The 12,067-nt window shown below is 65.7% G+C and carries 12 protein-coding genes; 8 read left to right on the top strand and 4 right to left on the bottom strand.

Going from position 1 to position 12,067, the window contains the following annotated elements:
* The first annotated feature begins 153 nt into the window (after positions 1-153).
* The 4 genes from IB243_RS23845 (at position 154) to mdtD (ending at position 3,379) form a co-directional block, all read left to right on the top strand.
* A complete protein-coding gene (locus IB243_RS23845; protein WP_010466642.1) occupies positions 154-864 on the top strand; it encodes a DUF6776 family protein in 711 nt (236 codons plus the stop codon).
* Positions 865-1,019: 155 nt separating this feature from the next.
* Complete coding sequence (locus IB243_RS23840) at positions 1,020-1,418, top strand: polymer-forming cytoskeletal protein (protein WP_029414357.1); 399 nt, start codon at positions 1,020-1,022, stop codon at positions 1,416-1,418.
* Between the two features lie 60 nt (positions 1,419-1,478).
* Positions 1,479-1,844 (top strand): iron-sulfur cluster insertion protein ErpA, encoded by a 366-nt coding sequence (erpA, locus tag IB243_RS23835; protein ID WP_192429683.1) that lies wholly within the window; start codon positions 1,479-1,481, stop codon positions 1,842-1,844.
* A 113-nt stretch (positions 1,845-1,957) separates the two neighbouring features.
* Complete coding sequence (gene mdtD / locus IB243_RS23830) at positions 1,958-3,379, top strand: multidrug transporter subunit MdtD (RefSeq protein ID WP_192429682.1); 1,422 nt, start codon at positions 1,958-1,960, stop codon at positions 3,377-3,379.
* A gap of 38 nt (positions 3,380-3,417) precedes the next feature.
* Here mdtD and IB243_RS23825 read toward each other — a convergent pair whose 3' ends face one another.
* Both IB243_RS23825 and IB243_RS23820 read right to left on the bottom strand, forming a co-directional pair.
* Entirely contained in the window at positions 3,418-4,533 is a 1,116-nt protein-coding gene (locus tag IB243_RS23825; protein ID WP_370540384.1) for an anhydro-N-acetylmuramic acid kinase, read from the bottom strand.
* Between the two features lie 198 nt (positions 4,534-4,731).
* Positions 4,732-6,102, bottom strand: coding sequence for a M23 family metallopeptidase (locus tag IB243_RS23820; protein WP_192429681.1), 1,371 nt, complete (start codon positions 6,100-6,102; stop codon positions 4,732-4,734).
* Between the two features lie 205 nt (positions 6,103-6,307).
* Here IB243_RS23820 and tyrS point away from each other — a divergent pair, with 205 nt between their 5' ends.
* Entirely contained in the window at positions 6,308-7,540 is a 1,233-nt protein-coding gene (gene tyrS / locus IB243_RS23815; RefSeq protein ID WP_192429680.1) for a tyrosine--tRNA ligase, read from the top strand.
* Positions 7,541-7,638: 98 nt separating this feature from the next.
* Here tyrS and IB243_RS23810 read toward each other — a convergent pair whose 3' ends face one another.
* Positions 7,639-8,634 (bottom strand): LysR substrate-binding domain-containing protein, encoded by a 996-nt coding sequence (locus IB243_RS23810; RefSeq protein ID WP_057270382.1) that lies wholly within the window; start codon positions 8,632-8,634, stop codon positions 7,639-7,641.
* 131 nt (positions 8,635-8,765) lie between these two features.
* Here IB243_RS23810 and IB243_RS23805 point away from each other — a divergent pair, with 131 nt between their 5' ends.
* A complete protein-coding gene (locus IB243_RS23805) occupies positions 8,766-9,305 on the top strand; it encodes a DUF2917 domain-containing protein (RefSeq protein WP_192429679.1) in 540 nt (179 codons plus the stop codon).
* Positions 9,306-9,410: 105 nt separating this feature from the next.
* Entirely contained in the window at positions 9,411-9,788 is a 378-nt protein-coding gene (locus IB243_RS23800; RefSeq protein ID WP_192429678.1) for a DUF2917 domain-containing protein, read from the top strand.
* Positions 9,789-9,949: 161 nt separating this feature from the next.
* On the opposite strand, the gene IB243_RS23795 is transcribed toward IB243_RS23800, so the two are convergent.
* On the bottom strand, positions 9,950-10,558 hold the full coding sequence (locus IB243_RS23795; protein ID WP_010466633.1) for a TetR/AcrR family transcriptional regulator: 609 nt from the start codon (positions 10,556-10,558) through the stop codon (positions 9,950-9,952).
* A 229-nt stretch (positions 10,559-10,787) separates the two neighbouring features.
* On the opposite strand from IB243_RS23795, the gene fabF reads away from it, so the two are divergent.
* On the top strand, positions 10,788-12,062 hold the full coding sequence (fabF, locus tag IB243_RS23790) for a beta-ketoacyl-ACP synthase II (protein ID WP_192429677.1): 1,275 nt from the start codon (positions 10,788-10,790) through the stop codon (positions 12,060-12,062).
* The last annotated feature ends 5 nt before the right edge of the window (positions 12,063-12,067 follow it).

Here is a 12,067-nt window from a genome sequence, read left to right as displayed (position 1 = left end):
GTCCTGCGTGGATGTCAGCTTCCGGGCTGGCATCTCACCCTGCGAAAGCGTCCCCGGACTGCTTTACAGATCAAAAAACCGCCTCAGGGCGGTTTTTTCGTTTAAGGTGCGCTCTTTTCTCCGCGCCATCCTGATGATCCACCTGCTCCCACCATGCGCCTTCGCCTTCTGCGCCGTCGGCTGACGATCAGCGCCCCGCGGGTTGCCATCCGCAGTGCCTTGCCCTGGCCATTTCGCTGGCTGGCCCTGGCCGTGGTCTTCGGCTTTTGTGCCGCGGTAGCGCTGTGGGCCTTCGAGTTTGGAAAGTCCATCGCAGGTCTGGACACCGTATCCCGTGACGAATTGATTCAGTTGCGGGCAGAAGTAGACCGCTGGCGCGCCGAGGGCCAGGAGCAGCAGACGGTGGCCCACACGGCCGAGAGCCTGCTCGTGGCCGAGCGGGCGGCCAAGGAAAGCCTGATGGCGCAGGTTCGGCAGCTGGAGGCCGACAACCGCACGCTGCGTGAAGACCTGGGGTTCTTTGAAAAACTGATCCCCGCCGCAAAGACCGAAGGGCTGGCGATCCGCAGCCTGCAGGCCGAAGTGCTGGGTGGGATGCAGCTGCGGTGGCAGGTTCTGGTGATCCAGGCGGCGCGCAATGCCCCAGAATTCAATGGCCGGCTGGAGCTGGTGCTGACTGGCACCCAGGATGGCAAGCCTTGGACCCAGACCCAGCCAGCCCAGGGGCAGCCTCTGCAGGTCAAGCAATACCGGCGTGTTGAAGGTGTGCTCGATCTGCCCCCCAGCGCCGTGGTAAAAACCGTGACGGCTCGGGTGCTGGAGGGCACGACGGTTCGCGCCGTCCAGGCGATGGCCATCGACTAGGCAAGAGGGTTGTGGTCGGGCCGGGAGCAGCCTGACGCTCCTATTGGCTTCTAGACGCCTCGCACGCGCAGTACGGCAACCTTCTCTGGGCGCCCTCATCGTTTTCTATTTTGTATGTTCTGGATCGGAGCATGCGCTTTCAGGAGTTTTCACCCATGTTTTCCCGCAAAAAACAGCCGCCGATCAAAAGCCTGGTCGCGCAGGGCACCCGGATTGAGGGGGATGTGCACTTCGCAGAAGGCATGCGCATCGATGGCGAGGTGGTGGGGGACATCCGCGCGGGCTCCGAGCAGCCCAGCATCCTGGTGATTTCCGAAACGGCGCGCGTGGAAGGTGCGGTGCATGCCGACCACGTGATCATCAATGGCCAGGTGATCGGGCCCGTGCATGCCGCAGAACTGCTCGAACTGCAGCCCAAGGCCAAGATCACCGGCAATGTGCATTACAAGGCGCTGGAGATGCACCAGGGGGCCGTGATTGCCGGGCAGATGTGCCCGGTGGCCGTGCTGGTGGAGGAAAAGCCCCCACTGAAGTTAGCGTCAAACGGCCAGTGATCTGAATTCCCGAGCGGTCTGCAGTACTATTCACCGCAAACATTGAACCCGGAGTACCCCATGAGCGCTGTTGCCGAAAACATCCAGACCGAAATGCCTGCCCCCATCCTGTTCACGGACAGTGCGGCGGCCAAGGTGGCGGACCTGATTGCCGAAGAGGGCAACCCCGACCTGAAGCTGCGCGTTTTCGTGCAGGGTGGCGGCTGCTCCGGCTTCCAGTACGGCTTCACCTTCGACGAGATCACCAACGAAGACGACACCACCATGACCAAGAATGGCGTGTCGCTGCTTATCGACGCCATGAGCTACCAGTACCTGGTGGGCGCCGAGATCGATTACAAGGAAGACCTGCAGGGCGCCCAATTCGTCATCAAGAACCCCAACGCCACCAGCACGTGCGGGTGTGGCTCCAGTTTCTCTGCCTGAGATTCATGGGGGTTCCAGGTCGTGTCTGCGGCCTGGGGCAAAAAAGATCAGCCGCCCAACCGGGCGGCTTTTTTCATGGGGACACTCCGTTCCAATTTTTCTGAACAGCACTGATGCAGCAAGACAGATCCTTGACGGTGCTCTTGTGGTTGGTGGCCATCGGTTTCTTCATGCAGACGCTGGACGCCACCATCGTCAATACCGCGCTGCCTGCCATGGCCCGAAGCCTGGGGGAGAGCCCCTTGCGTATGCAATCGGTGGTGGTGGCCTATTCCCTGGCCATGGCCATGTTGATCCCTGCCTCGGGATGGGTGGCCGACCGTTTCGGCGCACGCCGCGTGTATCTGGCGGCGATCGTGCTTTTTGTGGCGGGATCGGTGTGCTGCGCCCTGGCGCAGAACCTCAGCCAGCTGGTGGCTGCGCGCGTGGTGCAGGGACTCGGCGGGGCGTTGCTGCTGCCGGTGGGGCGGCTGGTGGTCTTGCGCACTTTCCCGCGCGAAAGGTTCTTGCAAGCCATGAGCTTCGTGGCCATCCCGGGCCTGATCGGGCCGCTGATTGGCCCCACGCTGGGCGGCTGGCTGGTGGAGGTCGCATCCTGGCACTGGATATTTCTCATCAATGTGCCGGTGGGGCTGGTAGGGTGCATTGCCACGTGGCGCTATATGCCTGGCGAGCCCGCTAGCGTGATGCCGCGCTTCGACTTGGCGGGCTATCTGATGCTGGCTTTCGGGATGGTCGCCCTGTCTCTGGCGCTGGACGGGCTGGCGAGCCTGGGTTTGCGCCAGGCCGGTGTGCTGGTTCTGATGATTTTTGGCCTGGCCAGCCTGGTGGCGTACTGGTTGCACGCGGCACGGCGGCCGGACCCCTTGTTTTCGCCCCGGCTGTTTTCCGTCGATACCCTGCGCATCGGCTTGCTGGGCAATCTGTTCTCGCGGCTGGGCAGTTCCTGCATGCCGTTTCTGGTGCCGTTGCTGCTGCAGGTCACCATGGGCTATTCGCCCTTGCACGCCGGCATGATGATGCTGCCGGTGGCCGTGGCCGGGATGTCGATGAAGCGGTTCACCACGCCGCTGATCAACCGCTTTGGCTATCGGCAGGTGTTGGTCGGCAACACACTGCTTGTGGGGCTGGTGATGGCCAGCTTTGGCCTGGCCACTCCCACGCAGCCGCTGTGGGTGCACATCGTGCAACTGGCAGTGTTTGGCGCCGTGAACTCGCTGCAGTTCACCGCCATGAACACCGTGACCCTGAAGGATCTGGAGCACACCATGGCCAGCAGCGGCAACAGCCTGCTGTCGATGGTGCAGATGGTGGCCATGGGCATGGGGGTGGCCGCCGCCGGGGCGGTGCTGGTGGCGTTCACCGACTTCTTTCACGCTGCCGCCGTCCACCAGACCCTGATGGCATTTCAGGCCACGTTTGCCTGCATGGGGCTCATCACCGTGGCTTCGGCGGGCATCTTCTGGCAACTGCCACTGCAAGACCGCGCCAGAAGCCAGGTGGCCGCCACGGCGGATGCGACGGACCATGGTTGATTGTGGTTCGAGGGCGCAGCCACCAGCCCCCGCTCCGATCAGGCCGGGTAGACCGCGCCCAGCACCCGGGCGCCGGCTGCGCCTGTGACGCTGGCGAGATTGCCTGGCAATCCGTGCAGCGTCTGCCGGGCCAGCCAGGCAAAGGCTGCAGCTTCCACCTGCAAGGCGGGTAGGCCCAGTGCATCGGTGGCGGCAACCTGCACGCTGGGGCAGGTGGCCTGCAGGCGGGCCATCAAGTACGTGTTGAGCGCGCCCCCCCCACACACTGCCACAATTTTGCTATCTTGTTTGTAGCTATTAATGCTTGTGGAGCAAGCGCTAGCGGTGTATTCTGTCAAGGTTGCTTGCACGTCGACCGGGTTTGCATCTCCGAATGCCTGAAGGTGGTGTGCGAGCCACTGGGGGTTGAACAGATCGCGGCCCGTGCTCTTGGGGGGCGGTTTGCGCAAGAAAGGTTCGTCCAACAGCGAGGCCAGCAAGGTCGGCAGCACCCGGCCGCTGGCCGCCCAGGCGCCCCCCGCGTCAAAGGCATGGCCTGTGTGACGCTGGCACCAGTCATCCATCAGTGCGTTGCCAGGGCCGCAGTCAAACCCCAGCACATTGCCGTCGGCGCCCAGCACGCTGAGGTTGGAGATGCCGCCGATATTGAGCACGAGCACGGTCTCGTCCGCACGGCCGAACACGCCCTGGTGGAACGCAGGCACCAGGGGCGCACCTTGCCCGCCCGCAGCCACATCGCGGCTGCGGAAATCAGCGACCACGGTGATGCCCGTGCGTTCCGCGAGCAGGGCGGGGCTGCCCAGTTGTAGCGTGTAGCCTGTGCCATCGAATTCCTGGGGACGGTGGCGCACCGTCTGTCCGTGGGCGCCGATGGCGCGGATGGACGTGGCAGGCCGACCGCTTTGTTCGAGCAGCGTCTGCACCACCTGCGCGTAGGCCTGCGACAGGGCGTTGCCCGCCAGCGCGGCGCGGTGCAGTTCGTCGGTGCCAGAGGTGTTGAGGGCCATCAGTTCGGCCCGCAACTCGGGCGCGAAGGGCGCGCTGGCATGGTGGGTGACGACGCAGTGCGGGCCGGAAAAATCGGCCAGCACACCGTCGATCCCGTCGAGCGAGGTGCCCGACATCAGGCCGATGTACAACTCGGATGCGCTCACAGGAGCCGTGTGGACTGTGAAGGCGTGGACTGGAATGCCCCGCGTCCAGAGGCGCCAAGGCCTTTGCAACTGGCGCAGCGAAGGTCAGCGGCCGCCGCGCAAGGGCCGCCGCGCCGCGTATGCGGCGCTTCGCTTGCGTGCGCTGGCGGCGTCCCCCCGTGGGGGGAAGGCGCGAAGCGACTCAGGGGGGGCTTCACATCAATCTGCGCTGGCCTGCTCGATCAGTGCGGCGGCAGACAACTGGATGCGCATGTTGGCCGCAAGGCGATCAAATACAGGGCGCGAAGCCGCCGACACCGGGGTGGCTGCCTCGCTCTGGGCCACGATGGTCTGCGGGTCCTGGTGCACCCCGTTCACGCGGAACTCGAAATGCAGGTGCGGGCCGGTGGCCCAGCCCGTGGCGCCCACGGCGCCCAGGGTCTGGCCTTGTTCCACCGACTGCCCCTGGCGCACATCGATGCGGCTCAGGTGGGCATAGACGGTGACGTGCTGGTTGCGGTGCTTCACGAAGACCACATTGCCAAAGCCGTTCTGCACGCCCGCAAACTCCACCACGCCATCGCCCACGGTGCGCACTGCGGTGCCGGCGGGGGCTGCGAAGTCGGTGCCCAGGTGGGCGCGCCAGGTTTGCAGGATGGGGTGCAGGCGCATCTTGAAGCCACTGGTCACCCGCGAGAACTCGACCGGTGAGGTGAGGTAGGCGCGGCGCATGCTCTCGCCGTCCAGCGTGTAGTAGGCGCCCTTGGCGGCATTGGGCTCCTGGAACCAGATGGCTTGGTGGGTCTTGCCGTTGTTGACGAACTCGGCGCTCAGCACGCGGCCGCTCGAGAGGGGTTCCCCGTCGGCTTCCAGGGTTTCGTACACCACCGAGAAGCGGTCGCCCTTGCGCAGCGAGCGGCGAAAGTCGATGTTGCCCGAGAACAGTTCGGCCATCTGCACGGCGACGCCGTCGGGGATGTTGGACGCATCGGTTGCGGCAAACAGCGAGCTGTTGATGACGCCGCCCGACAGCCGGCTGCTGGCCGTCATCTTGGCGGTCTCGATGCGCGAGGTGAATTTGTTGTCGCCCTTGCGTTCCACGATGAGGCGGCGGAAGTTGCCGCTGTCGTCCGGCACCCAGCGCACGGTCATGCGGACCAGACGGTGGTCGTCGGTGGTTTCGGCCGAAACGACACGGCCGGTGCGGCCGAGCACGTTTTGTCGCACAGGAGTGTCACCGCGCATGAAGGCGGCAGCAGCCGGGTCGGCCACGCCCATGCGCTGCAGCAGCGATTCGGGGGTGTCGCTGCTGCGCACCTGCTCGGAGCGGAACAGCGAGAAGCCGGGGGCGTCAAGCTCGCCCAGTACGAGGTTCTCCGCCAGCGATTCGACGGGGTAGCTCACCATGCGCACCGGCAGTTCGGCCGGGTCGGGTGCAAAGGACGCCACGGCGAATGCGCCGCCGCCACCCGTCAGCAGGATGGCTGCAACGGCGGCGGTAATGCGTTTGGGATGTTGTTGGAGCGTGCGGGACAGTCGGTCAAGCAAAGCGGTGCTGGCGGTGCGGACCGTAGTGAGGCCGTGAATCAATGGTCTATCCCCAGGGTGAACGTGATTTCCTGAAACTCCCCCGGTGCGAAGACGGGGCGAGGCCAGGAGCACAGACTGTCAGGCTGCAGCCATTCGACAGAATGGTGAAAAACAGGTCGAAACGGCGGGCCCACTAGAATCCGCCTCAAGCAATGTGGGCTGAAGTATAGCGGTGCATGCTGTCTAGACATCCCAAAAAACCCTTATGAATCAATCTGCTGTTACAACAACCCCGGTCTCTGATGGTGTAAGACAGGCCCTCGAAATCTCGCTGCGCGGCGTGCAAGAGCTGCTGCCGCACGACGAATGGGTCAAGAAGCTGGCGCGCTCGGAGGCCACAGGCCAGCCGCTGCGCATCAAGCTGGGGCTGGACCCCACGGCACCCGACATCCACATCGGCCACACGGTGGTGCTGAACAAGATGCGGCAATTGCAAGATCTGGGCCACCAGGTGATTTTCCTGATCGGGGATTTCACCAGCCTGATCGGCGACCCCTCGGGCCGCAACAGCACGCGCCCGCCGCTCACGCACGAGCAGATCAAGGTGAACGCCGAGACTTACTACAAGCAGGCCAGCATGGTCCTGGACCCGGCCAAGACCGAGATCCGCTACAACAGCGAGTGGAGCGAGCCCCTGGGTGCGAGCGGCATGATCCAGCTGGCCTCCCGGTACACCGTGGCGCGCATGATGGAGCGCGACGATTTCCACAAGCGCTTCACCACCGGCCAGTCGATTGCGGTGCACGAGTTTCTGTACCCGCTGATGCAGGGTTATGACTCGGTGGCCCTGAAAAGCGACCTGGAGCTGGGGGGCACGGACCAGAAGTTCAACCTGCTCATGGGCCGCCATCTGCAGCAGGAATACGGCCAGGAGCCGCAGTGCGTGCTCACCATGCCGCTGCTGGTGGGCCTGGACGGCGTGGACAAGATGTCCAAGTCCAAGAACAACTACATCGGCATCGCCGAAGAGCCCAACACCATGTTCGCCAAGGTGCTGTCGATCAGCGACACGCTGATGTGGGACTGGTACACGCTGCTGTCGTTCAAGAGTCTGGCCGAGATCGCAGCGCTCAAGGCCGAGATCGCGGGCGGCCGCAACCCCAAGGACGCGAAGGTGATGCTGGCCAAGGAAATCACCGCGCGTTTCCACAGCGCTGCGGCGGCCGATGCGGCCGAGCAGGATTTCATGAACCGCAGCAAGGGCGGTGTGCCCGATGAGATTCCCGAAGTGTCTCTGTCGGGTGCGCCGCTGGGCATCTGTGCCTTGCTCAAGCAGGCCAACCTGGCCCCATCCGGCAGCGAGGCCAACCGCCTGATCGACGGTGGCGGTGTGCGGGTGGATGGCAGTGTGGTCAGCGACAAGGGCCTCAAGCTGGCCGCCGCCACCTACGTCGTGCAGGTCGGCAAGCGCAAGTTTGCACGGGTGACTTTGTCCTGATTTTTAAGTCAAATGGGCTGCTAGCGCTTGATGAATAAGCGCGAGTAGCTATCAAAATAAAAGCGCTGACCCTGCCGGGCTCAGCGCTTTTTTTGTGGTCAGTCCAGGTTGTCGTTCAAGTCCGGGTCGGGCACATCCCCGATCGCCTCGCGTGTGGCCTGGGCCTGCAGCTGCAGCCAGGCGCAAAACGCCTTGATCTCCGGCCGCTGCGCGCTGCGGGGCCCCACCATGAGCCAGTAGGCCAGTGGCGAGTCGATGCGGTGGCCGGGCAGCACCTCCACCAGGTCGCCAGCGGCCAGTGCATCGGCAATCAGCGGCATGCGCGCCAGCGCCAGGCCCTGGCCGGCGAGGGCCGCCTGCACGATCTGGTGGGCGTAGTTGAAATACAGCCAGCGCTCGGGCTGCAGCTTGGCCAGGTCCCGCGCATCAAACCAGCGGCGCCAGCTCAGCCATTCCAGGTGTTGGCTGCGGTGCGCGTCGCCCGCCTCGATCAACGTGAACTGGGTGACATCGGCCGGCGTGCGCAGGGGCTTGCCACTCTTGAGCAGCCAGGGGCTGGCCACCACGGCCAGCTGCTCGCCAAACAGGCGCTGCCCCCCCAGGGTGCCCGCGCCCGGCATGCTGTAGCGCAGGGCCAGGTCCACGTCCGAGGTTTCCAGGTCCACCGGCACGTCGCTCGCATCAATGCGGATGTCGATGCCCGGGTTGTCGCGCTGGAACTCCTCCATGCGCGGGATCAGCCACATCGATGCAAAGCTGGCCCAGGTGGTGATGGCCACACTGCGGCGCCCGGCCGTCTGGCGCACCAGGCGCACGGCGGCGTCCATGCGCTCGAGCGCCGGGGCCACGGCGCGCTGCAGCTGCGCGCCCGCGCTGGTCAGCTCCACCGCCCGCGTGTGGCGCAGGAACAGCGCCACACCCACTTCTTCTTCCAAGGCCTGGATCTGGCGGCTGACGGCCGACTGGGTGAGCGCCAGCTCATCGGCAGCGGCACGGAAGTTCAGATGGCGCGCCACCGCCAGAAAGGCGCGCCAGTGGCCGGTGGCCACGGGGCGGGTGCGCAGAACGGCGGGGGAGTATTCGGCAGAGGCCATGGCAGGTGTCCTGGAGGCGATTCATGCGTTGTCGGAATGAATAGCGTACCGCGTTTTCATTGGACTGTGTGCATGGCGAAGCGCAATATCCAGTCTCCGAAACACCTTTTACTGAAGCCAAGGAGCCTGTCATGTCCCCCCGCAACGTTCTGGAATCGCAACAATCCGTGCAAGCCAGCCTGGCTGGCCGTCCTGCGGCCGGTTGCTGGAAACTGACCACAGGCAAGGCTTTGTCGCTGCGCCCGCACACCCATGGTGTGCTGCAGATTGCGCAGGGGCAGGTCTGGCTCACCCTGAGCGGGCCTCTGGCGGATTTTCCGGGTGCGGCGGCAGACCACGTGCTGCGGGCGGGTGACCGGTTGGTCATCGCACCGGGCCAGCATGTGGTGATGGAAGCCTGGAACCCCTCGGGGCACGCCGATGCCGTGGCTTTCCGTTGGGACAGCGTGGTGGCGCCCGCCACGGCGCAGTCCGCCAGCCTGGCTGCCCGCGACTGGGAATGTGGTGTGGTGCAGCCGCTGCGCGACCTGGTGCATGCACTGGGCCAAGGCGGGCGTGCCCTGGGTGCAGCGCTGGCGGATGTGGCGGGCGCGGGCGGGCGTTTTGCCGCAGGCCTGGCCCGGTTTGCTCTGCATCGGATAGCAGCACCGCTACAGCGCAAGCCAGCTTGAAGCGTATATGCAGGAAAAGCATCAATAGGTGCCGTGCTTTTCATTGGACGTTGTTCTGCAAGCCGCGCACCATACGGTCTTACTAGGGTTAACCCGGAGAAAGCCATGACAACCTCTCACGCTCTTCATCTGTTTTCATCTTCCCGCGCTGTGGGTGCGGCAGCGGGTGGCACTGGCACGGTGGCCGCTGGCGCCGCGGTCAGCCTGGCCCCCAAGGCTGCGATGACCTTGCGCATCGCCGAAGGCCAGGCCTGGGTCACGCTGGGCAAGGGCCTGGGCGACAGCAGCGATGTGTTCCTGTGCGCCGGGCAGTCGCTGCCCGTGGCCGCAGGCCAATCGGTGGTGGTCGAGCCCCTGAATGGCCGCCGCCTGCAGTACCGCTGGGTGCACGGCGAGGCTGCCAGTGCCCGCCCTGCATCGTGGTGGCGCCGTGCGTCCGTTGGCAACGGGGCTCCCGCGTGGGGCGACGCCTGCTGCGCCTGAGGGCGCTGGCCTGATCCGGGAAAGGGGGGCTGACCTCGCCTCGGTTCTGGTGTGCAATAGAGCTTCAAAGAGCTGCTAGCGCTTGATCATCAAGCGCTAGCAGCTCTTTTTTTGATAGCGTTTTTACATGCGACACGTGCAGCGCCAGCGCCTCAAGCGGCTCAACCTTCGAGGCCTTGGTGCGGCGCTTCGCCCAACAGCCCGATCAACTGGGCCTGCAGCGTCGTCAGTATTTCATCCGACAACGCCGGCCGCGCCGCCGCAGTGGCGCGGGCCAGCACCAGCCCGCCGACCATGGTGGCCAGGACTTGCATGGCGCGCGCCCGGTCTTCTGGCGGTATAGGGGCGCTGCTGTCTGTCAGCAACTGCGCAAAACGCCCGATGTTGCGCTCGATGCCCTGGGCAAACACTTCTGACAGCTCGCTGCCGGCCCGGGCGGCATCCACCGCCAGCGCGGCGGCCGGGCAACCTGTGCCCGGCGAGTCGCGGTGCTGGGGCGAGAGGTAGCTCTTGATGCGCTCGCCGATGGTGGTGTTCGGGGTGGCTCCGTCCAGCGGGGCGATGGACCAGTCGAACGCCCGCGCACAGGCCTCTTGCACCAGCGCGTCCTTCGAGGCGAAATGCCGGTACAGCCCGCCATGGGTGAGCCCCGCGTCGCGCGTGATGTCGGCCACGCCCACGCCGGTCAGCCCCCGCTCGCGGTACAGGCGGGAGGCCGCGTCGAGGATGCCCTGCCGGTTCTCTGCGGCCTGTGCTTTGGAAACCTTCATGCTGCCTTTTATTGATTGCGACCGTACGCAAAAAGTGGTGATGCCTTTATGATGACGGCTGCAATCATAAAGGCGCGGATCGTTTCCGTGCGTCGCTGCAGTGCCTTGGAACCGGTTCTTGGTGCTGCGCCCAATCTGTCTGACGAGGTGAATGCATGAAAAAAATGATCCATGGCGGCCGTGGTGCCGAGGTGTGGAGTGGTGTGGGCTGCGATAAGGCGGTGGCCTGATGCGGCGCGTTGTGGTCACGGGCATGGGCCTGGTGTCGCCGCTGGGCTGCGGTGTGGAACTGGTCTGGCAGCGCCTGCTGGCAGGGCGCTCGGGCCTGTCGCGCCTGCCGGAGGCGGTCACGGACGGCATTGCCGCCAAGGTGGCGGGGCAGGTGCCCAGCGTCGCGGACGACGCGGAGGGGGGTTGGGACGTGGATGCCATCGTCTCGTCCAAGGACCAGCGCAAGATGGACCGCTTCATTCCCTTTGCGCTGGGCGCGGCGCAGCAGGCGCTGGCGCAGGCCGGCTGGCCGCCTGCCGATGAGCGGGCGCGCGAGCGCACGGCCACGGTGATCGCCTCGGGTATTGGTGGCTTTGGCGCGATTGCCGAGGCCGTGCGCACCACCGACACGCGTGGCCCGCAGCGCTTGTCGCCGTTCACGGTGCCGTCGTTCCTGGTCAATCTGGCGGCAGGGCAGGTGTCGATCCGCCATGGTCTCAAGGGGCCGCTGGGCGCGCCGGTCACCGCGTGCGCCGCCAGCGTCCAGGCGATTGGCGATGCCGCGCGCCTGATCCGCAGCGGCGAGGCCGACGTGGCCCTGTGCGGCGGCAGCGAGGCGGCCATTGACCGCGTGAGCCTGGGCGGTTTTGCAGCGGCCAAGGCCCTGGGCACGGCGTTCAACGACACACCCGAGCAGGCCTCGCGGCCGTTTGATGCGCAGCGCGACGGTTTTGTGATGGGCGAGGGCGCGGGCATGCTGGTGATTGAGGCGCTGGACCACGCCCTCGCGCGCGGCGCACAGCCACTGGCCGAGCTGGTGGGCTATGGCACGTCGGCCGACGCGTACCACATCACCTCCGGCCCCGAAGATGGCGATGGCGCAGCGCGCAGCATGCTGGCGGCGCTGGCGCAGGCAGGCCTCACAGCCCAGGATGTGCAGCACCTGAACGCCCACGCCACGTCCACCGGCGTGGGTGACCGTGGCGAGCTGGCCGCCATCCGCCGTGTGTTTGGCACGGGGGCGCAGGTGGCCATCAGTTCCACCAAGTCGGCCACCGGCCATCTGCTGGGGGCGGCGGGTGCGGTGGCGGCCATCTTCACGGCGCTGGCGCTGCGCGACCAGGTGGTGCCGGGCACGCTGAACCTGCACACGCCCGATGCGCTGGCCGAGGGGCTGGACATGGTGGCGCTGCGGCCCAGGCCGATGGCGCTCACGCATGCCATGCTCAACGGGTTTGGTTTTGGGGGCGTGAACGCGACCCTGATCCTGCGGCGCTGGCCCGAAGCCGCGTGACGGGC

It is taken from the genome of Acidovorax sp. ACV01 (assembly GCF_014851495.1).
GTDB lineage: Bacteria > Pseudomonadota > Gammaproteobacteria > Burkholderiales > Burkholderiaceae_C > Acidovorax > Acidovorax radicis.
This window is presented reverse-complemented; position numbering and strand designations above follow the sequence as displayed.

Bases quoted from the DNA above. Each gene is read 5' to 3' on its own strand.
- IB243_RS23840 (WP_029414357.1), top strand. From the start codon at position 1,020: ATGTTTTCCCGCAAAAAACAGCCGCCGATCAAAAGCCTGGTCGCGCAG.
- IB243_RS23810 (WP_057270382.1), bottom strand. From the start codon at position 8,634: ATGGCCTCTGCCGAATACTCCCCCGCCGTTCTGCGCACCCGCCCCGTG.
- IB243_RS23805 (WP_192429679.1), top strand. From the start codon at position 8,766: ATGTCCCCCCGCAACGTTCTGGAATCGCAACAATCCGTGCAAGCCAGC.
- IB243_RS23800 (WP_192429678.1), top strand. From the start codon at position 9,411: ATGACAACCTCTCACGCTCTTCATCTGTTTTCATCTTCCCGCGCTGTG.
- IB243_RS23845 (WP_010466642.1), top strand. From the start codon at position 154: ATGCGCCTTCGCCTTCTGCGCCGTCGGCTGACGATCAGCGCCCCGCGG.
- erpA (WP_192429683.1), top strand. From the start codon at position 1,479: ATGAGCGCTGTTGCCGAAAACATCCAGACCGAAATGCCTGCCCCCATC.
- mdtD (WP_192429682.1), top strand. From the start codon at position 1,958: ATGCAGCAAGACAGATCCTTGACGGTGCTCTTGTGGTTGGTGGCCATC.
- tyrS (WP_192429680.1), top strand. From the start codon at position 6,308: ATGAATCAATCTGCTGTTACAACAACCCCGGTCTCTGATGGTGTAAGA.
- fabF (WP_192429677.1), top strand. From the start codon at position 10,788: ATGCGGCGCGTTGTGGTCACGGGCATGGGCCTGGTGTCGCCGCTGGGC.
- IB243_RS23795 (WP_010466633.1), bottom strand. From the start codon at position 10,558: ATGAAGGTTTCCAAAGCACAGGCCGCAGAGAACCGGCAGGGCATCCTC.